Annotated in this window: 15 protein-coding genes; 5 read left to right on the top strand and 10 right to left on the bottom strand. The window is 73.1% G+C overall.

Annotated elements, in window-relative coordinates:
* Positions 1–32 precede the first annotated feature (32 nt).
* The gene (locus BG452_RS47335; protein ID WP_188308056.1) at positions 33–2,300 is read right to left on the bottom strand and encodes a hypothetical protein; all 2,268 of its coding nucleotides are present in this window, start codon (positions 2,298–2,300) and stop codon (positions 33–35) included.
* 588 nt (positions 2,301–2,888) lie between these two features.
* The gene (locus tag BG452_RS33170; RefSeq protein ID WP_223243104.1) at positions 2,889–3,434 is read right to left on the bottom strand and encodes an SMI1/KNR4 family protein; all 546 of its coding nucleotides are present in this window, start codon (positions 3,432–3,434) and stop codon (positions 2,889–2,891) included.
* A gap of 677 nt (positions 3,435–4,111) precedes the next feature.
* Here BG452_RS33170 and BG452_RS33165 point away from each other — a divergent pair.
* The gene (locus BG452_RS33165; protein WP_188308054.1) at positions 4,112–5,848 is read left to right on the top strand and encodes an LPXTG cell wall anchor domain-containing protein; all 1,737 of its coding nucleotides are present in this window, start codon (positions 4,112–4,114) and stop codon (positions 5,846–5,848) included.
* Between the two features lie 201 nt (positions 5,849–6,049).
* On the opposite strand, the gene BG452_RS33160 is transcribed toward BG452_RS33165, so the two are convergent.
* The 4 genes from BG452_RS33160 to BG452_RS33145 form a co-directional block, all read right to left on the bottom strand.
* Positions 6,050–9,520, bottom strand: coding sequence for a tetratricopeptide repeat protein (locus BG452_RS33160; protein ID WP_411293060.1), 3,471 nt, complete (start codon positions 9,518–9,520; stop codon positions 6,050–6,052).
* 114 nt (positions 9,521–9,634) lie between these two features.
* Positions 9,635–9,964 carry a trypco2 family protein gene (locus BG452_RS33155; RefSeq protein WP_188308052.1) on the bottom strand — a complete coding sequence of 110 codons (330 nt, stop codon included), beginning with the start codon at positions 9,962–9,964 and terminating at the stop codon, positions 9,635–9,637.
* Between the two features lie 283 nt (positions 9,965–10,247).
* Positions 10,248–10,856, bottom strand: a complete 609-nt coding sequence (locus BG452_RS33150; protein WP_188308051.1) for an ester cyclase — start codon at positions 10,854–10,856, stop codon at positions 10,248–10,250.
* Positions 10,857–11,009: 153 nt separating this feature from the next.
* Positions 11,010–11,735 carry an SDR family oxidoreductase gene (locus BG452_RS33145; RefSeq protein ID WP_188308050.1) on the bottom strand — a complete coding sequence of 242 codons (726 nt, stop codon included), beginning with the start codon at positions 11,733–11,735 and terminating at the stop codon, positions 11,010–11,012.
* A 129-nt stretch (positions 11,736–11,864) separates the two neighbouring features.
* Between BG452_RS33145 and BG452_RS33140 the strand changes: the two genes are divergently transcribed.
* Complete coding sequence (locus BG452_RS33140; protein WP_223243091.1) at positions 11,865–12,833, top strand: LysR family transcriptional regulator; 969 nt, start codon at positions 11,865–11,867, stop codon at positions 12,831–12,833.
* A 245-nt stretch (positions 12,834–13,078) separates the two neighbouring features.
* On the opposite strand, the gene BG452_RS47330 is transcribed toward BG452_RS33140, so the two are convergent.
* The 4 genes from BG452_RS47330 to BG452_RS33120 all read right to left on the bottom strand — a co-directional run bounded on the left by BG452_RS47330 (position 13,079) and on the right by BG452_RS33120 (position 17,440).
* Positions 13,079–15,238, bottom strand: a complete 2,160-nt coding sequence (locus BG452_RS47330; RefSeq protein WP_188308049.1) for a HEAT repeat domain-containing protein — start codon at positions 15,236–15,238, stop codon at positions 13,079–13,081.
* Between the two features lie 432 nt (positions 15,239–15,670).
* Entirely contained in the window at positions 15,671–15,835 is a 165-nt protein-coding gene (locus tag BG452_RS33130; protein WP_188308048.1) for a hypothetical protein, read from the bottom strand.
* A 109-nt stretch (positions 15,836–15,944) separates the two neighbouring features.
* Entirely contained in the window at positions 15,945–16,439 is a 495-nt protein-coding gene (locus tag BG452_RS33125; RefSeq protein ID WP_188308047.1) for a hypothetical protein, read from the bottom strand.
* 212 nt (positions 16,440–16,651) lie between these two features.
* Positions 16,652–17,440 carry a phytanoyl-CoA dioxygenase family protein gene (locus BG452_RS33120; protein ID WP_188308046.1) on the bottom strand — a complete coding sequence of 263 codons (789 nt, stop codon included), beginning with the start codon at positions 17,438–17,440 and terminating at the stop codon, positions 16,652–16,654.
* Between the two features lie 485 nt (positions 17,441–17,925).
* Between BG452_RS33120 and BG452_RS33115 the strand changes: the two genes are divergently transcribed.
* The 3 genes from BG452_RS33115 (at position 17,926) to BG452_RS33105 (ending at position 22,418) form a co-directional block, all read left to right on the top strand.
* Positions 17,926–20,217 (top strand): HEAT repeat domain-containing protein, encoded by a 2,292-nt coding sequence (locus BG452_RS33115; protein WP_188308045.1) that lies wholly within the window; start codon positions 17,926–17,928, stop codon positions 20,215–20,217.
* Positions 20,218–20,484: 267 nt separating this feature from the next.
* Positions 20,485–20,940 carry a VOC family protein gene (locus tag BG452_RS33110; protein ID WP_188308044.1) on the top strand — a complete coding sequence of 152 codons (456 nt, stop codon included), beginning with the start codon at positions 20,485–20,487 and terminating at the stop codon, positions 20,938–20,940.
* Positions 20,941–21,605: 665 nt separating this feature from the next.
* Positions 21,606–22,418 (top strand): DUF4328 domain-containing protein, encoded by an 813-nt coding sequence (locus tag BG452_RS33105; RefSeq protein ID WP_188308043.1) that lies wholly within the window; start codon positions 21,606–21,608, stop codon positions 22,416–22,418.
* The last annotated feature ends 54 nt before the right edge of the window (positions 22,419–22,472 follow it).

Below are 22,472 nucleotides of genomic sequence, written 5' to 3'. Positions count from 1 at the left end.
GTGAGCGGGCAAAAGCCCGGCACTCACGCGGGTCAGGAGCAGTCGTGGGTGTCGGCGGGGTCGTTGTTGATCACGATCGAGCAGTGGTCACCGCCGCCGCTACCGGCTTCGATGTACCCGTCGTTGGTGCCGACGTTGATCGTGTTGTCGCTGCCGGTGCCGCCGTTGATGCTGGAGTGGTCGCCGAGCGCGGTGCCGTTCTGGTCGACGGTGACGCTGTTCCGGTCGCCGGAGAAGGCGATGGTGCCGCCGGAGTTGCCGACGCCGGCGGGGCCGACGAGCAGATCACGGTTGGCCTTCTGGGCCGTGGTGGCGCTGCGGGAGGCGTCGGCGAGTGCTGCGAGGAGGGACCCGCCGTTGCCGCCGGTACTCACTTCCTCCCAGTGGCCGGTGAGCGGGCCGTAGATCATGCCTCCTTGGTTGCCGTTGCCACCGTGCCCCCAGTAGTTCTGGTCGAGCGTGTCGCTGTCGCCGCCGTCTCCGCCCCGGACGCCGACTCTGGCCGAGCCGTTGATGCTGCCGTCGTTGCCGTTGCCGCCATGGCCGGCAGGCCCGCCGCCGAAGAGGCTGCCGCCGCGGCCGCCGGCGCCGCCGGTTCCGCCGGTGGCGGTGGCCCGGGCACCGGTGATCGTGCCGGTGCTGCTGTTGCCGTCGCCGCCGGTGCCGCCCGTGCCGCCGCCGAAGGCGCTGTCGCCACCCGCGCCGCCGTTGCCGCCGGTGGCGGTTGCGGTGGGGGCGTTGATGGTGCCGGTGTTGCCGATGCCGCCGTTGCCGCCGGTGGTCGTGCCGCTGGTGCTGCCCGTGCCGCCGTTGCCGCCGGTGGCCCTCGCGGTCGTGGCGGTGAGCGTGCCCGTGTTACCGATGCCGCCCGTACCGCCGGTGGTGTCGGTGGCGGTTCCGCCGGTGGCCGTGGCGGTGGCGGCGTTGATGGTGCCGGTGTTGCCGGTCCCGCCGGTGCTGCCGCCCCCGCCCTGGGCGGTGACCGTGGTGGTGGCGGCGGTGAGGGTGCCGGTGTTGCCGGCTCCGCCCGCCGCACCGTCCCCGCCGTTCCCGCCGGTGGCGGCGAAGGTGGTGGCAGTGGCGGTGATGGTGTCGCCGCTGCCGGCGCCTCCGGCCACACCGGCGCCGCCGTTCCCGCCGGTGGCGGCGACCGGGCCGGCCGCGTCGATCGCACCCTTCTGGATGCCGACGCCGCCGGCCCCGCCGCTTCCGGCGCTCCCGTTCTTGCCGAACGCGTAGCTGAAACCGCCGCTCCCACCGCTCCCGCCCGCCCCGCCGGTGGCGGTGATGGCGCCGGCCTTCGCGGTCAGGCCGACGTCCTGACTCCCGGTCCCCCCGGTCCCGCTGGAGCCGCCGTTCCCGCCGGCACCGCCGGTCCCGTTCATGGTGTTGGCGGAGCCGTCCCCGCCGCTGCCGCCGCTCCCCCCGTTCCCGGCGTCGCTGGCGTTGCCGGCGGTGGCCGTGATGGTGGCGCCGGTGACGGTGCCGGTGTTCCCGCCGGCTCCGCCGTTTCCGCTGGCGCCGCCCGCACCGCCGCTGCCGCCGTCGCCGCCCCGGTTGGAGCTGGAGAACCCGCCGTTGCCGCCGGCACCGCCGTTGCCTCCCGCACCGCCGCTGCCGCCGGTGAGGGTGACGGCGGAGGTGGGGGCGTTGATCACGCAGTTGTAGGAGCCGTGCCCGCCGTTGCCGCCTGCTTGGCCGGCTCCGCCGTCTCCTCCGTTCCCGCCGTTGGCGGTCCCGTAGGCGTTGCTGCCCGGCGCGCCGTCGCTGCCCGCGGCACCGGTCCCGCCGTTCCCGCCGGTGACGGCCAGGGTGCTGCCGGCGCCGGTGTTCATGGTGATGCCGGTGGCGGCACAGCCGTTCCCGCCGGTGCTCCGGGACCCGGATCCCGCGCCTGCGGTGACGGCGACGTGGGCGGCCTCGCCGGTGGAGGTGGGCTTCTGGGTCGTGCCGTCCGTGGGGCCGTTGACAGTGATGCCGCCGAGGTTGCCGGCACCGCCGGGAACGTCGGCCGCTCCGGTCCCGCCCGTGACGTTGATGCTCACCATGCCGGTGCCGGTATAGCTCACCGAGCCGTTCACACCGATGCCGGCACCGCCCTGTGTGCTGTTGGTGATGTTGACCTGGGTGGGGGTGGCGCCGTCACCGACCGCCAGCGCCGCGTTCAGACCCTGCGTGCACGTCCACACCGTGCCGGTGGGGGTGCTGCCGTCGGGCAGCGGCGTGGGGAAGACGGTGTTGGTGGCAGACGTGCAGCCGACCGGGGCGGCCATCGCAGGCGCCCCTGCCGAGATGGTCATTCCGGCACTGAGCAAGGCGGCAGTGGCCAACGCCACCATCCGGGCAGGGGGACGGGACACGGACATCGACACTCCTGGACGGCACTCGGGAATGGAAGGCCCGGAAGTCATATCCACCGCACACCGCCAGATCGCCCCTGCCGGCGACAATCCGCCGGTTCAGATCACTGATCCCGCTTCCCCGCTGCTCCGTTCGGCACCACGCCCGCACTCGGCAGCCGCAGCCCGTGAACCCCGCCCCACCACCACACCTCCTCTTCCCATCGGAGCCGCCTGCCCCGACCGCCCTCGCATCCCACCGGCCCGCCCCGTACTGCCGGGACCGCACCGGGGTGGGGACGGGCCAGGGGTTCGACGCCCCCTCGTAGCCGGCCGGAGCCGACGGGTTGTCCGGGGTGTCTGCGGTGGGTTCGGTGCCAGTCCAGCCCTGGTCGGCGTCGACGGCGGCGAGGGGGCGACGGAGGTCACCAGTGCCCCCCGCCCTTGCAGTGGACCTCAGCCGCTCACCACACATCGGGCAGGACCGCCCCGATCACCAGCCACCCGGCCGGAGTACGGCCCATCGGGGGACGCGGCTGGCACCTGAAGTCATGGGCCGAACTCGCCCGCAGCGGCGTCCGCCTTCCACCGGCGCTGCTGCTCCAGCCAGTGCACGAAACCGGGCCGAGAGCCACGCAAGTCGATGCTGATCGGATAGGGCTCGAACTCGTCGAGTAGCAACCGCCGGAGAAACTCGACCATGCCGCACGGGAAGAGGGTGAAGTCATCACGTGTGTGGCGACCGCAGACAAGCACGGGCCAACGGTCGGGGTCGGGGTCGGTGGTCAACCAGCACAAGATGTCCGCACCCGAAGTGACCCCCCACGCGAGGATGTGCTCCGGGTCGATGTCGAGACCTTCCTGACCGCCCACCATCTCCCAGGTGTAGCGGGCGTTCTCGGTCTCCTCCTCCAACGTCCCAGGGTCCCACCGGATGTACTCCTTGGGCAGGGGCATCAGGACAACGACCTCGTTGAACGTGCCCGCACCGTACACAGACATGAAGGCCATGTAGTCCTGCGGAAAACGCGTGCCCCAGCACGCCTCGGCCTCTGGCCAGTCGATCTCCTCATCGGCGCCGAGATCCGCCGGCATGACCTCCACCAGCGCTGCGATACCCCTCGGATCTTCCACTGCAGTCCCCTCTCCAGCTCGCGGCGAGCCTACGCGGTTGCGCCGACAGGCAGCATCGATCCAACGTCAAGGCCGACGACGACATCCGGGCCGCGCTCGTGTCCAGTCCGTGGCCATCGCAACCGCGCGCGCCGGAGGTCACGGGCGTCGACGGATGTGGTACACGCCCTCCCGGTAGCAGCCCCGCAACACCTCCGGGGCTACGGCCGTGCTCCGATCGCAGCGGAGCCGGCCCCAGCCGACAGGCGGACCACGTTCGGGGACGCCCGCACGGCGTCCCCGAACCCCCGCCGGCCAGAAAGGCCGTCACGTCACGGCCTGGTCCGCCTCGGCCTGCGCCGTACGGTCACCCCGGCTCGCTCCGGACGACGGGGAGCGGGAGCCGGCCGGAGTGACGGGGACGGGGCTCAGCGACCGGGTAACGGCCGGATGACGGGATTTCCAAGGGCGGCAAAAATCTTTACCGGGAAAGAGTGTGCTTTTCGGACATTCCTTATCCGATCAACCACATCTGAGAAGGCGTCACGCCGACGGCAATTGCGGACCGCTCCACCGGTCGAGTAGATGTTCCCGTCGGCATGCCCGTCCTGGCAGATCCGTCCCGGCATGCCCGTCACGACCCCAGGGGGACCTTCCACATGCGCAACTCGCGCAGACGCGCGCTCTACGCGCCCTTCACCATCGCCGCCGTCGTCCTCGGGGCGACCGCCGTCCCGGCGCACGCGGACGACCTGAAGCTCACCTTCGCCGGAGTCTCGAACTCCACCGTCCAGATCCCGACCAAGCCTGCGCAGCCAGATCGGGGTAGCCAGAACCTGCACATAGAGATCGGCCGGATCGGCTCGGGCACCGCGCACGACGCGAAGGTCGTGTTCGACACCACCGACCTGGCCGGCGTTGCGGACCTGACCGTTCCCGGTTGCGCGACCGCGGGCAAGACCATCACGTGCGACGAGCACGAGCTGAACTTCGACCGGATCAACCTCGTGCACAACCCGTGGCTCAGTTCCGTACAGGGGGCGACCCCGGGCAGCCACGGAGTGCTGCACCTGAAGCTGACGGCGTCCAACGCGCAGAGCGCGAGCCGGGACATCCGGGTCGACGTCGGCGGACCCGACTTCAAGGCCAAGCCGCTCGCCGACCAGAACGACGTCAAGCCCGGCACCGTGCTGACGCCGTCGGTGGAGTTCGCCAACGTCGGTGACCTGCCGGCCGGCAAGGTCGTGGTGGCCCTCGACGCCATCTCCGGCATCGACTTCAAGCAGCGCCCGTCGAACTGCGAGTTCGCGTCCGAGCCGGACGGCAGCTGGGGCGACAAGACCTGGCCCGGTGACTCCGTCGCGATCTGCACCGTGGACACCACGGTCGCGCCCGGTCAGGTGGTCGCCCTGGACCCGCTGCAGCTCGGCATCACCGACAGCGCCTGGTACACCTTCGCGGACATCACGGTGTTCCCGGCCGAGGACGCCCAGTTCTCCGAGATCCCGGACTGGCGCAAGCGGCTGACCTTCCAGCGCGGCACCGGCCCGGCCCTGACCGTGAAGCCGGCCACCGACCCCGGCCTGCTGAGCGCTCCCCGCACGAGCTACGACAACCGCGTCGAGCAGAACGTGCTGGCCACGAACACCGCCGATTTCTCTGCGCTGGGCTCCTGGAAGCCCAACGGCGACAAGCAGGGCACGCTGTCGGTCGGCTTCCGCAACAGCGGCCCGGCCTCGATCTTCTACCGCAGCGGCGACGCGGTCGTGACCGTCCAGGCCGCGATCCCCGCCGGCGTCACCGTGACCAAGGTCCCGGACGGCTGCCGACCCAAGACCTGGGAGAACGGCAAGCAGGTCGCCCACCCGGACAAGTACCTGTGCGAGTCACCGATCTGGGTGGCGAGCGGGCTGGAGAAGGTGTTCCCGTTCGGGCTGTCGGTCGATGCCGGCACCACGCCGCCGACCGTCCAGGTGACGCTCCAGAACCAGGAGAGCCTGTACGGCACCGGCGCCACGATCGCCAAGCTGTCCTTCGAACCGGACCCGTCGCACGAGTCGGTCTCGGTCCAGCTGGGCGCCCAGGCGAGCGGCTCGATCCCTGGCCCCGTCCCGACCTCGGAGCCCTCGCAGGGCCCGACGCCGAGCAGCCGCCCGACCTCCGCCCCGCCGATCTCGCGGCCGACCGCCACGCCCTCGACGCCGGGCCAGGCCCCGAGCACGACGGCCTCGGCCGTGAGCACCGCCTCCCCCAGCGCCCGCGCGCTGAGCGGCGACCTCGCCCACACCGGTAGCGACGGCACGCTCCTGATCGCGGGCACCGGCGCGGCGGCCATCGCCGTCGGCGGCGCGCTGTTCGTGGTCGCACGCCGCCGCAAGGCCGCGACCCACCGCTGAGACCCGACGAGGGCGGGGACCAGTACCGGTCCCCGCCCTCGTGCGCGTTCGGCGCCGCCCGGAGCAGCTTCACCGGCGGCCCGAAGGGTCACCGCACGTGCCCTCCCAGCAGCGCGCTGCGCCGGACGGGACCGCACGGGAAATGATCCGGACCCGCCCTCCGACGCCTCAGTGCCCTCGTCCCCTGAACGGCCTCGGCCGTCACTCGGAGGGGCCACGGCGCGACCCACCCCGGCTGTTCGCGGTGAGGCGGGCGGCGTCGAGCATGGCCAGCTCGGGGCGCAGCCGGAACGCCTCCTTGGCGGCGGCCAGGGCTTCGTCCCACCGGCGTACCGCCTCAAGTCTCAGGGAGAGTCCGTACAGGCCGTTGGCGAGGTTGGGGATGTGGGTGTCGGGGTGGGTGTCGGCCAGCACGCGGTAGATCGCGACGGCCTCCTCGACCGCTGCGACGGCCTCCTGCTGCCGACCCCTCTTCTCCAGCCTGAGGGAGAGTGAGATCAGGCTGCTCGCGAGCTCGCCCAGGTGGGCGCCCGGTTCGCGGGATTCGAGGGTGCGGCGCAGGGCGAGGGACTCCTCGACGGCGGCCAGGGCCTGTTCCTCCCGGCCGAGGGCGGCCAGCCGCGTGCTGAGGGTGGCCAGCACGGTCGCGAGGTCGCGCAGGTGGGATTCGGGGTAGGCGTCGGCCAGGCGACGGCAGATGTGGACGTACTCCTCGGTCGCGGCCAGGGCCTCCTCCCGCCGGTCCAGCGCCGTGTACAGCGAGGCGACGGTGCTCAGGCTCGCCGAGAGTTCGAGCAGGCGGGCGCCCGGGTGGAGGTCGGCCAGGCCGCGCTGGATGTGCAAGGCCTCCTCGGCCGCCGCCAGCGCCTCCTCCCGTCGGCCCAGATCCTCCAAGGGCCAGGCCAGACGGGCCAGGCTTTCGGCGAGAAGCGGCAGGTGGGCGTCGGGGCGGGCCTTCGCCGCGCTGCGACTGATGCGCACCACGCGTTCGGCCACGGACAGGGCATTGGTCAGCCAGCCCATCTCCGCGCCCTTGAAGGCCAGCTCGTTCAAGGTCGCGACGAGACCGGGGGAGTACGCGGCGTAGGTCTCGGTGTCGATGTCGACCAGGCTCTGGTGGAGAAGCGCGGCATCCACGAGGACCTCCATCGCCTCCTGCTTGCGGCCCAGGTCCCACAGCCGGTCGGCGTGGACGCTCAGGCTCCGGGCGAGCTGACGGACATCGGAGTCGGTCCCGGGCTCCGCCCCGGCCTCGGTACGGCGTCGAAGGCGCACCGCTTCCTCGGACGCGGCCAGGGCCTCCTCCCGCCGCCCGAGGTCACCCAGCCGGTCGGCGAGGTTGTTCAGGCTCTCGACCAGGTCGGGTGCGTGGCCCTCAGGATGGGCGTCAGCCAGGGCGCGGGAGAGGGCGACGGCTTCCGTGATGGCGGCCAGGGCGTCCTCCCGCCGCCCGAGGTCACCCAGCCGGTTGGCGAGGTTGTTCAGGCCGGCGATCAGGGGTACGGGGTCCAGCGAGGTGTCGGCCAGGGAACGCGCGAGCGTGACGGCCTCCTCGGCGGGGAGCAGAGCCTCCTCCCGCAGGTCCAGACCGGCCAGCCGCGAGGAGAGGATCTGCAAGGCCCGGAAGAGATCGGACATCGGGCCGAGGGTGCGGTCGGGAAGCTCGCGCCGGCGCTCGACCACGTGCCAGGCCAGCTCACAGGCCCAGACGGCCAGGCGCTGGCTGCGCGGGACGAGGTCGTTGAGCTGCTGGAGGGTGTCCAACGAGGTTCCGGGATCACCCGTGATCTGATGCAAGCCGTCGACCAGGGGGTCGAAGTGCTCGACAGTCGTGGCAGCGGCCAGCACGGTCGGCGCGAGGACGGTGCGGTGCCGGACGCACAGCGCGGTCAACTCCGTGTCGAGCCGCCCCTGGAAGACGGGGTGCGCGGCCGCACGGCTGTAGAGGGTCAGCAACCGGGTCGCCTGTGCCTCGGTGACGCCGGGAACGAGGCGGTGGGCGAGCAGGGGATCGGCTTCCAGGCGGCGGCCGATCAGACGCTCCGCCAGCCGGTCGGGTTCCAGGCCGCCCCACGGGCCCGATGATCCGGTCACCGGATAGAGAGCGGCGATCCAGGCCAGCACGGCATCGCGGCGATCCCGCGGCTGGTCGGCCAGTGCCGTCACCTTGCGCAGCAGTTCGTCGGCTTGCTCGTGAGTGGCGGCTCCGACGAGCAGCGCGGCGGTCAGGGCGGCATCGAGCGTGCCCGTGCTCAGGGTCGCCCCGAGGCCGCGGGTGGCGGCGCTCTGCTCCCAGTAGCGGCGCTCGTGCAGCAGCAGGCGGTCCTCGACGCCGGCTGCGGCCGCAGGTCCGGCCCCGCCCCGGGCCGGGCCGGCTTCGGCGGCGTCCAGCAGGTCGGCGAGGGCGGTCATGTGCAAGGTCAGCGCGTTGTCCAGCCCCGCACGGTCCCCCTCGGGAGGGGTGAGGGCCGCGGCGAGCGCCGGCCAGTCGTGCCCCCGCCATCCGCGCACGTCGGGCAGTGCGCCGGCGAATGCTTCCGCCGCTCGCCGGTACGACTCCCGGCGCGCGGCCGCATCGGTCACCAACGCCGACAGCGCGACCACCGGCGTGCCGTCCAGTAACTCCTCGGCGGCCCGGCTGACGGCCTGCGCACTGGTCCACCAGTCCCCGGCCACCCGCGCCAGCAGCAGGATCTTGAAGGGAGTGGCCCCACCGTGCTCGGCGGCGGCCTCCAGCAGCGCCGCGAGCTGCGCGGTGCGCGTCTCGGCGTAGTCCAGCACCACCAGCAACGGCTTGGCGGCCCTGTGGACCGAACGCAGCTCGGCAGGAGTGGCGCCGGGGCGCGGCCACAGCACCGCCCACCCGTCCGGAGCCAGTACGGCGGCCAACTGGTGGGCCACCCGGGTCTTGCCCTGCCCCGCCGCCCCGTGCAGCAGCCAGCTCCCGAACCCCTCCCGCCGGCACCAGCCGGCCAGTCGGCTCAGCAGTTCCTCGCGGCCGTGGAATCCCACGACCTGCAGACCCGCCTGCAGCAGCGCCGCCGCAGATCCCAGACCGCCGTTCGCCACCACCGGATCGGGCTCGGCCAACTCCTGGAACTCCACCGCCTCCAGGGCCATGGCACCGGCGCCGTGCTCGTCCATCACGGCCCGGAAGCCCGCGTCGTGGTGCAGCACGTACGCCGGTACCACCGCCAGGGCGGCGTGCGCCGAGTGGCCCGCATCGGCTGCGACCACCCCGGTCAGCAGCCGACCGCAGAACATCGCGGCCCCCGACAGCCCGCCCCACGGCGACGACCCGTCGACCGGCCACACCGGTGGATGCTGGACGAGGTTCATCACATGCCGGTTTCCGACGTAGCCGCTGCCGGGGTTCACCGTCCCGGCCAGTTGCGCGGCCTCCACCGCCGTTCCCGGCCGCTGGACCGCATCCGGCACCCCCCACGTCTCGCAGGCCTGCCCGGGGTGCTCGGTCACCAGGCGCCCCCAGCGGACCCCCGACCCCGTCGGCGGGCGCCACCTGTCGTCGTCGACGAGTACCAGCGCCGCATCGTCACGCCCACCGGGCGTACCGCACCACACCACCACCGCGCCGTACACGGTGTCGCCACCAGGACGGAACACCTGCACCAGCGCGCCGTGCCGGGCAACCACGTGCGCCGAGGTCAACACCAGCCGCGGACCGACGAGATACCCCGACCCCGGCCCACCCGGCCCTCCTACCGCGACCAGACGGTCCCGCCTCACCGCGTCCCCCTCCTCCTGGCCCTTCCCGCCGACACCCGTTCAGTCCCGGATCCGCCCGCTCACGTCGCCGGGGCCCGCGGCTCGGGCTGCCGTCCCGCTGACCAGCAGATCACCGCCGTGCGGATTCCTGGGGGTCAGGGTGAACGACACCCGGTGCGTCCGGCCCCGGGACAGCCCAGCCTCCGCTTCCGCGGCCACCGCCCACACCCGGAAGCCCGCCTTCGCCTTCGCATCCGCGCGCAGCTCGACCTCGAACTCCATCTCCACCGGCCCCACTACGAACGCGATCTCGTGCCCCGCGGCGCGCGCCGCGGCCTCCAGCAGCTCATCGCGTACCGCCGCCACCGCGTCCGCCAACCCGATCTCCACGACCCCACCTGTCTGTCGACTGCGTGTGCCCCAGAGGCCGAGCGTAGAAGCAAAGCCCCGTCCCACGCAGGCGATCACGAATGGTTGACCGACCCCGGCGGGACGGAGCCCGGCCGACGAAGAGGGCGGGTGCGGGCCGCGCCTGGTCCGGGTCGCTGATGGTCCGAACGCAATGCTGCTGCACGTGCCGACCCGTCAGCATGTCGGTGGGGTTCATCGGGACGTGGTTGCCTGGTGCCGACGGCGGTGGCCGCCGGGGCGCGGGTGCACCGCAGAGGGGGCCTCAGCCGTTGACGCCCAGCTGGGTCAGCAGGGTCTGGTTGTCCTCGATGTGCCAGTCCTCGACGATCTTGTCAGTGCCGACGTGCTGGATGTCGATGGCGTTGAAGTCCACGTTCTGGCCCTTGCCCTGGACGCCGTTGAACGTGCCGGTGAAGTGGCCGCGGAAGACCAGCCGGGCGGTGATCTTGTCGCCGGTGACCAGCAGGTCGGACAGCTCGCAGGTCAGGTCCGGCACGGCGGCGCGGAAGTTCCTCGAGGCGAGGAGCGGGCCGGCGGGGCCCTGCGGTCGGCCCGCGGGCAGGGTGTTGTCCTTGAACTGCGGGCTGACGGCGGCGTCGAGGTACTTCCGCTGCCCGGTGTTCCAGAAGCTGTACAACTGCTGGGCCAGGTGGACCTCCTGGGCCGCCCGCTTCTCGCCGATCGAGCGGTCGACGGTGATCGCCTGGGGCTGGACCAGGTCCGGCGCGCGGTCGATCAGGCGCTGCGGCCAGGCGTGCGAGGACGGGTGGCGGGTGTCGTCGTGGGCGTACGCGGCCACGGCAGCGCCACCGGCCAGGCAGGCGGCACCGGCGGCGACGGCGACGGTACGGATCAGGGTGCGCGAACGCATGGAGGTACTCCTTGGTTGAGCCGGTCACGCACCGGACTTCGGGCGTGCCGGGGCTGCCGACCGGTCCGTTCGACCGGTCGGCAGCGGTAGCTGATGGTGCGCCGGGTTCGCGTGGTCCGGACGACTGGAGCCGGACCAGTGGCGGGGCGCCGGTCAGGCGAGGCGGCCGCCGCCGTCGACGTGCAACACGGTGCCGGTCACGTAGGGGCTGTCGATCGCGTAGCGCACGGCCTTGACCAGGTCTTCCGGGCTGCCCACCCGGCGGGCCGGGTTGCGCTCGGCGACCCCGCGCAGGAACGCCTCCTTGTCCGCGCCGAGGCCGTCCCAGGAGCCGGTGTCCACGATGCCTGGGGAGACTGCGTTCACCCGGACCGGGGCGATCTCCACCGCGAGCGCCTGGACCAGGAAGGCCAGCGCGCCGTTGGTGGTGGCCATCACCGTCCGCGCCGGGGCCGGGCGCCAGGCGGCCACGCCGGAGAAGAAGGTGAACGAGCCGCTCTCGGACACCTGGCCGGCCAGGTGCTTGGCCAGCAGCAGCGGGCCGATCACCTTGGCCGAGAACGCCCGCTGCACGTCGGCCAGTTCGAGGTCCTTCAACGGGCCGTTGGCCGGCATCGCGGCGGTCGAGACCAGGTGGTCGAACCGGCCGACCGCAGTGGCGAAGTCGGCGATCGAACGCTCGTCGGCGAGGTCGAGCGTGAGCACCTCGGACGGCCCGGACAGCTCACCGGCCGTCCACTCCAGCTTGCGCGAGTCCGGACCGGCCAGCACGACGGCGGCGCCGGCCGCCGAGACCGCCTTGGCGAGCGCGCGCCCGGTGCGCGAACCGGCGCCCACCACAACAAGCCGCTGTCCCTGGAGGGACGTGCCTTCGGACATGGGAGAACTCCTTCGAGTCGTCGGGGATCGGCCGTCCGCTGTTCCCCGCGGCGGCCACACCACGACCCTCTCCCACCCTTCAGCGATGAGTCCAAGGCTTGTTCTCTACCGCAGCCATAAAATCTGCTCATGGCAATCCCGACGCTCCGGCAGCTCGAATACCTGGTCACCGTGGTCGACACAGGCTCCTTCACACGCGCCGCCGAACAGCTGCACGTCACCCAGCCCGCGCTGTCCCACCAGATCCGGGCCCTGGAGAACACAGTCGGCGGCCCGCTGCTCGAACGCCTGCCGCGCTCGGTGCGGCTCACCCCGATGGGCCGCGCGGTACTGCCGCACGCCCGCGCCGCGCTCGCCGAAGCCACCCGCCTGGGCACGGTGGCCCGGCGCACCGCCGGCCTGGAGGAGGGCGAACTGGAGGTCGCCGCCACCTACTCGATCAGCCTGGGCATCCTGCCGCCCGTCCTGCGGATCTGGCACCGCCGCCACCCCGGCGTGCGGATCCGGCTGCGCGAGTACCCGCACGCGGACCGGCTCCAGGCCGCCATGGCCGCCGGCCACGCCGACCTGGCCGTCGGACCCGCGCCCACCGCCTGGGAGGGACCGATCCGCGAACTGGGCGTCGAGGAGTTCGCGATCGTCCTGCCGGCCGACGACCCACTGGCCGACAGCCCCACCGGCACGGTCGCGCTCACCGACCTCGCAGACCGCACCTGGGTGCACTACGCCCCCGGCAACGGCCTCGGCGAGCTGCTCGACCACGTCTGCGCCCTGGCGGGCTTCCACCCGCGGACGGCGATCCGGGCCGAGCAGACGACCGCCGCACCCCTGCTCGCCGCCGCCGGACTCGGGCCGGCCCTGGCGCCCGCCAACATCATCCCGCCCCACTTCGACGGCGTCCTGCTCCGCCCCGACCCCCCGATCCGCCGCACCCTCACCGCCTATACCCGCACCCGCCCCGACCCTCTCACCGTGGCCTTCGCGGACCTCCTCGCCCACCAGGCCCGCGTCAACCCGACCGGATTCCCGGCGGCCCCGCGGATCGGCGCGGACCGGTCAGCGGATTCGCCCGCCCCGCAGCCACCATCCGGCGGATGACGGGCCGGGCGCAGCAGACCCAGGTACCGCGTCTGTCCACCAGCCCGCATTATTCGAGCCGAGCGTTTTGCGCGGGCGGGCACTGAGTTCGACGACGGAGGCCAGGTGTTCGGGGCAACAGCGGGCACCTCAGCCGGCACCCACCCAGTCGTTCGTCATGACCACTACCCTGACGCAGCGCCTGCCCCGTGTCCTGGCCTTCTGCGGATGCGCCCGGCCGGCCAGGCGAAACCAGGGCGCAAGGATCAGCCGCGCACCTCGTCCGTCCCGGTCAGCTGCTCGATGAGGGCCCGACCGGCTCGCTGCAGCGCCTCGTCGTTCTCGATGCCTTGGAAGAGGCCGCCGCTGCGCCGGGCGAGGGCAAGTTCGGCGCGGACCCGGGGCAGGGCGGGGGCGGCGGCGGGTCCCAGTCGCCGCAGGCAGTCGAGGACATGAGCGTCTGCCGGGTCGTCCTCCTGCCATCCCTCCAGGAGCACGGGCAGGACGGCCCCGGCCTCGGCCGGGCCGCCGATGGCGTAGATCGCGGCGGCCGCGTGCGTGCGGATCCAGACCGGGCCGGCCTTGAGCAGCCGTCGCAGGCGGGGCAGTGCGGCGGCCGCCGGCGCCCCGATCCGGCCGAGGACATCGGCGACGTCGGCGGTGTCGCGGCCGCTGACGGCGTCGAGCAGGGCGGTCAGGCGCAGCACGGCGTCGGCCGGATCGCTCTCGATCTCCCAGAGGGTCTTCACCGCCGCGATGCGCAGGTCCAGGTCCTCGGCGTCGGCGAGAACTCGGACCGTCTCCAGCGCGGATGTGGCGGCGCCTCCGAAGGAGCCCAGCGCACGTAGGGCCACCGCGGCTGTGCGCCAGTGCCCCTGCTCGACGGCGGTGCCCAGGGCCGTGGTGAGCGCGGGGACGGCGGCCGGGTCGCCGAGCTGGTTGATGGCGGCGATCAGCGCGGTGGCGGATCCCCAGGGCGAGGAGAAGTCCGCGTGGGCCAGGCGCCGGATCAGCCTGGGTGCGAGTTCCTCGGCGGCCTGCGGGAGGTGGCGGGCGGCCTGCACGGCGCGCCAGTCGTCGACGCCGGTGTCGAGCGCGGTCAGCAGGCTGGGCAGGGCCCGCTCGTCGCCGAGGCCGGCCAGCGTCGTGACGGCCTGCTGGTGGGCCCGGCGCAGCAGCGGGTGGCGTGCGGCCCAGACGTGCGGGCCGTGGGTGGTGCGGTGCGCGGCGACGAGGGCGGCGAGGGCTTCGCGTGCGGGTTCGGCGAGAGCGGCGGGGAGTTTGCCGAGGGTTTCGGCGGCTTCGGCGGCGGTGTAGGGGTCGTTGGGGCGCAGGTGGTCGGCGAGCAGGAGGACGAGGTGGGTGTGGTTGCCGCGCCAGGAGCGGATCAGGTCCCAGGTCATGGCGATGGCGTCGTGGCGGGTGCCTGCGTCGGGGCTGCGGAGCTGGGCGGTGAGCAGCGCGGTGCGTTCCGGCACGCGCGCGTCCAGCACCTGGTGGAGGGTGGTCAGCAGTTCGGTGGTGGGGGTGTGGACGCGGCCGTGGCGGTCGAGGTCGGCGAAGGCGGCGGCGATCTGCGGAGGGACGTGCTGGCCGGGGTCCGTTTCGGCGTCAGTGTCGGTGTCGGCGCAGCCGCACTGTCCGCAGTCCGCAGTCCGGACCTGGTCCTCGGGCTCCGGTTCCGGCTCGGGGGTGATCAGTTGGAGCAGGCCGGTTGCCGTCGGGACGAGGTCGGCGTCGATCGACTCCGGTGCGCCGGCGGCCTGGTGGACGAGGGCGGCGAGCCGGATGTCGGCGTCCAGAGCGGGGTCGGCCGCCAGGGTGGTGAGCCAGGTCGTCACCGGGCCGAGCGCGGCCGGAAGTCGCTGGGCCAGTGCCGCGGCCGCCTCGATGACCAGCAGCCGCTCGACGGTCCCGTCTTCGGCTGCCAGGCGCTCGCGCAGCAGGGTGAATGCCCGGTCGGCGTCGTCGAGGAACAGTCCCAGGGCCGGGAGGGCGGCCTGCCGCACTTGCGGGTCCGGGTCCGCAGCGTGCCGGACGAAGTCCTCGAAGCGCTCACGCAGTTGGGGAACGACCTCCGCGTAGGGCCTCGACGCGTGGCCGGACGGACTGTAGTAGACGGCCTCGGGGTCGCAGTCCAGCGCGGCCCTGCCGATGCTGAGCACGAGGCGGATGACGGCCGCGCGGTCGGGCGTGCGGAGATCGTCGGCGAGCGTGAGCAGGAACGGCAGGCTCGCCGCCGTGCACGAGTAGACGTCGCCCTGGTGGTGGGCGGCACCGTAGAAGCTGCTGAAGGCCGCATTCCGGACGTCGGAGTCGGGCGAGGCCATCTGCTCCAGCCACCGCGGGACTTCGTCAGCCGGCCCGTAGGCGTGGCCCATCGATGCCCAGTCGACGCGGTCAAGGCCCTCAAGATCGTTCGTCATGGGCTGCACGGTGGCACGGGGCACTGACAGCGCAGCCCAGCCGGTTGCACAGCCGCTTGTGCGAGAGGGCGTGCGGCTTCCCGGGGGCACCCGCTGCGGCGGAGCGCCCGTTACTACTCCGTATCCGCTGGTCGGGCCTTCGCGTCGGGAGGAGCATGACGACCAGACCGTGCCTGCTGGATGGTCCAGGCCGCCACGACAGCGAGCCCTGTCCGTCCGTCACATGTGATCAGCACGCCAATCGCCCGGGCTGATGCGGAGTTCCGCGCGGCTGCCCCCGCCGCGGGGTTCGCCGGCACAGTCGGCCGGTGGCACCACACGACACCATCAACGTGGCTCACCTGAACCAGGCCTTCCGGGGCCGGCCCGTGATGACCGCCGCGTTCGGGCCCGCGACGCTGACGCCGCCGGCCGTGGAGGTCCACCTGCGTGTCATACGGCCGGGCTCGTCTCCTCCGGCGTGGCCGCCAGCCGTTCGCCGCGCGTGGGGGCCGCCGGGCCGGGGACGGCAGCGATCGGAGCCTTCACCAGGCGCCAGCGCCGGACCTCCGGGTGCATCCAGGGCACGGTCATCAGCTCGCGGGGCGCGCCGGGCATCCTCCGGCGAGCGCCCCCCGGAGCCGTGGGGGGCGAGGGCAGGGCTGCCACCACGCCATTGTTCGATAGTTTGTTCTACTGATCAATCGCCAGCAGCCTGCCCTCCTCGTCACCGGGTCCCGGCCGCCGACGGGGTGACCTGCACCGACGCCTTCCCGTGCAGCACCCTTCCCGCCGCAACCTCCTGCTCGAGCCTCCGGGTGAACACGTCGAGACGCTCCGCAGGCTCAAGTTCGATCAGGCCCGGCGGCCAGGTGCCCGGCGGCACGATGACCACCACCACGGCGCCCCGGTCCTCCGCTGCCGCCAGCCAGCCGGGCGACGCCTCGACCCGCGAGCCCGGCTCCCACACATCGCGACCCCCGACCAGCTCCAACCGCTCCACGCGGCCACCTCCGACCCCGACGGCCGCGCTCGTCCCCGGCGGCTCGCCCGCAGCGAGCACGAACCCGCTGTCGACGGCAGCCTCCACCAACGCGGCGTAGAGGTCCTCACCGACCTCCACGATCAACTCCGCGAACGGAGGCCCCTGCACGGACTCGTGCACCGCCAGCGCCCACACCACCGGCGCCCGGTCCCGGCCGTTGTCCCTCTCGTCAGCCATGACCGATCAACGAGCCACAGGTGCCGACCGTGCGGACCTCACACGATCGGCCCCCCGCCGAGACCGGCCACGGCGATGCTGGTGCTGGCCTTCCCGGTGCTCTCCGCGGTGATGAAGAGACGGTTGGACTTGGCGCCGTTTCAGGAGATGTGGACCAGCAGTGCAGCAGCTCCGGTGCGACCGGCCGGAAGCCGGGCGGAGCCGGCGGCCCGTCAGGAGGCCCTGTCCGCGGTGTCCTCTCCCAAGCCGCGGCGGATCGCGATCTCCACGGGTGAGTACGCGCGGTCGGCCCGTTCCAGTTCGAACGGCGCGGCCGGCATCAGCGGCGGCTGGGCCATGAAGCGCGGCCGCACCCCGTGGTGCGGCTGCGCCGCGTGCACCAGGAACGGATGACACAGGAAGACGTCACCCGGCGAACCGGTCGCGAGAGCGGTCGGCCGGTGGTCGGACGCCGCCACCAGATCGGGTGCGAGGGTCAGCCCGCTCGCCCCGTCCTCGCCGTACTTCTCCAGCACCTTCGGCACGTCGAGGTGTGAGCCGACCCGGATCCGGGTCGGGGCGTCCTCCTCCCCGACCTCGCTGAACAGGAACAACATCAGCAGCGCCCGGTCCCGGGAGCGCAGGTTCGTGAAGTACCAGCTCTCACCCTCCGGCAGGTAGCTCCCCTCGATGTGCCAGCCCGCGTCGTCCGGCTCCTCCTCGTGCGGGAAGCGCAGCGGGAACGTGCCCAGCGAGTAGCGCGGCTCCCAGCGCCCCGCACCGACGAGCAGGTCGTACGCGCGGTGCAGGGAGGGGGAGTTGGGTGCGGCGGCGAACGGTCCCTGTGCCATGCCGCCCACCCAGTGCACGGGCTGCGTCCACGTCGACGGGTCGTCCGGGGCGCAGCCCGTCTCCCGCCACAGCAGCCGCTCGCAGTCCGCGGCCACGCGCGGCGCGACGGCGCCCTCCAACTTCACGAAGCCGTCGCGGAGGAAGCGGGAAACCAAGGTCGTGTCATCCATGCCCCCATCGTGCGGCGGCACCGGCCCCGGTCGCCAGACAATTTCCGCACCGCATTTGTCGGGTGAGCTTCGTGGAAACATCGGCGCCGCCATGGTCGCCGCGTGAGTGGGAGGCGCGGCGCGCAGGAGTTCGCGGTGGTGGCCGGTCCACCCCGGTTCAGCCGCGTGGCGGTGCGCTCCAGGCGGGTGAGGGCGGCCCCGTCTCTGTGGCGCGGGCCCGGGTGGACGGTGTCGGCGAGGGCGGCGAGCGCCTCGGCGAACGACCGGGGGTGCCAGACGTGGTGGGGCCGTCCGTCGGTGAGGCCGGCGCAGTTGCGGACCGTTACCGCTCCCCCGCCGGGACTGCCCGGAGACCGTGGGCGGCAGGCCGAGTGAGGCCAGAGTGTGCGGGGGGCTGGTCCGGCCGGACCACCCGGTGGCCGGCGGCCGTCGCCGGCGTGGTCTACTGGCGCGACGTCAGCCGCGCCACATCGAGGGAACCAGCAATGCCCGACCCGCTCCGGGGACTCGACGAGATCGACTGGGCCGCGCTCCGGCACGCCTACGGCAGCGCCGCTGACGTGCCCGCACTGCTGCACGACCTGACCGCGGCCGACTCCGGGACGCGCGCGTGCGCGCTCGACGCGCTGCACGGCGGGGTGCACCACCAGGGCGACATCCACGACTCCACACTGGCCTGCCTGCCGTTCCTGTGCGCGATCGCGGCCGATCCCGCGGTCGAGGACCGCGGCGGAGTGCTCGGACTGATCTGGAGCATCGGCGAGAGCGCCGAGGCCGCCGTCGAGCAGAGCGACGAGGAGATGCCCGACCCGTTGGCCGTGGTCGCCCAGGCGAAGGCGGCGGACGACTGGTGGGAGGAGGTCGGCCACGCCTACGGCATCCTCGCGCAACGGGCGCTCGCCGAGCTGCTGCCCCCGCTCACCGCCCTGCTCACCGACCCGGACCCGGACGTCCGGGCCACCGCCACCCACCTGTTGGCGAGCCGTCACCCGCAGCCCGCGGCGCTGCTCCAGGTGCTGCTGGGACGGGTCGACGCGGAGAGGGACGGGGCCGTACGGCACGCGCTCGCGGGGGCCCTGGGCACGCTCGCCGCCCGGTCGGCCGGAACCGACGCGGCAGTGACCGGGACCGACACGCCGCCGGACGGAACCGACGCGGCGCCGACCGGAACCGACGCGGCGCCGGACGGCCGGATCGGCCGGGCCCTGCTGGTGCTCGCCGAGCCCGGCGCCGACCCGGGCACCGAGCTCACCGCGCTCGCCGCACTGGCCCGGCAGCTGCCCGAACTGCTGCCCGCCGACACCGCCGAGCGAGCCCTGTCCGCCCTGGACCGCGCCCACCACCGGCCGACCACGCCCGCGCCCGCGCCCCAGCCCGCCGCCACCCCCAGCACCCTGCTCTCCCACCTGCGCGACCTGCGGGCCGAAAGCTTCGCCGAGGGCGCCGACGAGCGCACCGCCGACGCCCTCGACCTGCTGCACGCCTCACTCGGCGACCGGGTGGAGATCCGCCACGAGCTGGTGCTGCACGGCCTGCGGCACGGCGAACCGAACGGCCCGTACGCGGCCGTGGAGCGGGCCGCCACCCTGCACACCGGCTGGCGGACCTCGCCGGAACGCGCCGCGGCCACCGCCGAACTGCTGGGCGCGCTGCTGGACGACCCCGACGAGCGGCTCGCCGCCCTCGCCGTCCGCACGCTGCGCCAGGCGCGGCTGCCGTGCGGCCCCGAACTGCTGGACGCGATCGCCGGGCGCTGTGCCGACGGTCGCTACACCACAGGGTGGGGCTGGGAGCGCAACCTGCCCGGCGAGTGCATCCAACTCCTCGCCCGCAGGGGCGACGGGCGCGCCGCCGAAGCCCTGGCGCCGCTGCTCCCCGGGCGGGCGGTGCCGGAGGACCTGCCGCTGCTGTGCGAGCGGCTGCGCTCGCGCGCGCACTCCGCTCAGCTGATGCTGGCGCTGATCAGCCGGGCCCGGGCCACCGTGGAGCTGGTGGACAGCATCGAGGAGACCGGCCGGGTGCACCACGAGGGCCTGCGCGAACTCGGCCGCCTGATGGGCGCGATGGCCGCCACCGGCCGCCCCGAGGCGAACGAGATGCTCGCCGCCCTGCTCACCGCACTGCTCGAGCAGGCCCGCGAACACGGCGACGGAGCGCTGCACCCCGATCTGCGGGTCGCCCTCGACCGGCCGGACGGGCTGGGCCCCGAGCCCGGGGCGGCCGTGCCGGTGCTGCGCGAGCTGCTGGCCGACCCCGAGGAGCGGACCCGGCTGCTCGCCGCCCGGGCGCTCTTCCACGGCGGCCATGACCCGGCCGAGTTGCTGCCCGTGCTGGCCAAGGGCCTCGCGGACGAGGTCCCCTGGTGGCACAGGCACGACGCGCTCGGACTGCTCGCCGAGATGGGCCCGGCCGCCGCGCCGCTCGGCGGGCAGGTGCGCGCGGCCCTCGACCGGGCAGTCCAGGCGTCCGACCCCGATCCGCTGCTGCTCCGGCTGCTCCTCGCCGCCAGGGCGGCCACGCCGGTCACCCCGGCGGACGACCGGCTGCTGGTCGAGCTGTGGAACCGGGAACGGGCCACCCGGCCGCTGATCGCCGAGGCGCTGATACGCGAAGGCGGACGGGTGCCGGAAGGATTCGCCGCCCTACTGCGCGCCGAGCTGGTCCACCCCCGGCGGCACGGCCACGACGGCGGCGAACAGACCTCGGTCTCGTTCCGCTTCGACGTGGAGCCCGACGACACGCTGCTCGCGCACTGCCGAGAGCTGCTCGGCCGCTGACACCCCACGGTCCGCCCGGTACACCGGTTCCCGAAGAACCGGTTCCCGCGGAGCCGGCGGCCTGACCCGCGGGGAGCCGCCGCCGGTGCACTGTCCGGTCGACCGGCTCATCGTGCTCTGACCGCATTGGTTCGCCGGGTTGGTGATGGTGTCGTCCCCATGTCCTGGGATCCGCGGTGCCGGTTGGGTACAGCTCGCCCGGAGGGAAGGGACAGGCAGGGAAGGCACTGATCCCGGGCCCCCTGCAGGGGCCGGTACGGTTGGCCGGTGATCACCAATCCGAAGCTCCAGCTGACCATCGACTGTGCCGAGCCGGAGCGACTCGCGGCGTTCTGGGCCGCAGCGCTGGGCTACGAAGTCGAGCCGGCACCGGCGCCCTTCGCCAGTTGGCGTGGGTACTGGTTGGACCAGGGCTTGTCAGAGGAGGAACTGGGCACGGGTGACTGCAGTGACTCCGTCGTCGATCCGCAGGGCGTAGGACCGCGGATCTGGTTCCAGCAGGTGCCCGAGCCCAAGGCCACCAAGAACCGGCTCCACCTCGACCTCGGCGTGAGCGGTGGGCGCGGAGTCCCGTTCGCGACCCGTAAGGAGCGCGTCCTTGCCAAGGTGGCGCGACTGGAGAGCGCTGGTGCCTCCCGGCTGCGCGTCGAGGAGTCGGAGGAATCGGGCTCCTGCTTCGTCGTGATGCAGGATCCGGAGGGCAACGAGTTCTGCGTTCACTGAGCTCAGCGCCGCCGGTCCCGTTCGGAGCGCGTTGTGGCATCGACTCTGCTCGGCCCTTCCCTCCAGAAGAGCTGATCGAGTCCGTCAGCGACACCCTCAAGGGCCAACTCGGACTCGAACAGCACCGAGGACGCACCATCGAAGGCACCGCCGTCCGGGTCAGCCAGCGGATCCTCGCGCTGAACTGGGCGATCTGGCACAACTGCACCACCGGCCAGCCCGTCACCGGGTCACCCGGTCAGCGCCTACGAGCACGACCGACCCAGACCGGAACTACTCGTCTACAGAAGGTGTCCGCATTGCGGGCGGAAGCGACGCCGCGCTGCCACGGGCCGAGACCGACAAACGGCCGTCACCGGGGGTTCGAGAGCCGTTCGCATCACCGTCCCGGAGGGCTGTGGTGTCCCGGCCGATCAGGAGCGCCGGTCACTGAACCGGAAAGCTGCGGCGCGACGTCCGGCTTCACGGTCCACGGCGAGGCGGGGACTTGCGATCGTGGGCGGGGGATGTGTCGGGTATCTGCCGATACCGCCCCTGACCTGCGAAAACTCGCTGGCAGCCGGTGCCACGCATCCCCTAGGGTCGACGTACCCGTCCCGGTCAGGGGCAGTGGCCTACCGGTGCGTTCGGTCGAGCGCGCGCCGATTCCAGGAGTTGACGATTCGATGGTGTGTCTGGCGTGCGGCACGCGTCCGGCGGGAACGGACAGCGGCCGCTGCTTCGGCTGCGCGGAGGCGGCCCCCGGCTGGGCCGCCGCGCTGAACCCGGCGAACGGCCTCGCCACGGCGGTGTCCGTCCTGCTCGGACTGAACGCCGCGATGGCGGCGGTGCTGGTCACGATTGACGTCTGGTCGAACGTGCTCACAGGCCGGCTGCTGGACGGGGCCGATGACGTCGGGGCCGAGGACTTCGCGCCCCTGAAAGCGGTGGCGAACGCCCTCAACGGGGTGCTCCCGCCGGTAGCGCTGGCGACCGTGGTGGTCTTCATCATCTGGTTCCACCGCACCCGCAAGAACGCCGACCTGCTCGCACCCAACGGGCACCGCATGGGACGCGGCTGGACCATCGGCGCCTGGTTCACCCCGATCGCCCAGCTCTGGATCCCCTGGCAGCTGATGGCGGACTGCTGGCGGGCCAGTGCGCCGCTGGACCCCGAAGGAAGGCGCCGCCCGCCGTCGGAGGCAGTCCTTGCCGTGTGGTGGTCGACCTTCGTCGGCTCCCTCGTCCTCGGTCGGGTCGCCGCCACGATGACCCGCCACGTCGGCCAGATGGATTCCATCGACCTCGAAAACCTGCGGACCGGCGTCTGGGTGGAGGCCGGCGGGGCGGCCCTGCGGCTCGTGGCGGCGATCGCCGCGATTCTCGTGGTCCGCCGCCTGACCTCGATGCAGCGGACACGCCGGGCCGACATCAACCTGATCGCCGCCCGGGCCGCCCAGGAGGCCCGCGTCAAGGCCGTCGTCTCCCCCACGGGTTGAGAGCATTCCGACCGACACGATCACCAAAGTTCGCCGCCGACCGTGCCACGCGGG

Origin of the sequence: Streptomyces sp. CBMA123 (genome assembly GCF_014596465.1) — a bacterium.
Lineage (GTDB): Bacteria > Actinomycetota > Actinomycetes > Streptomycetales > Streptomycetaceae > Kitasatospora.
The sequence above is the reverse complement of the archived record's forward strand: the minus strand, read 5'-3'. Positions and strand labels throughout refer to the sequence as shown.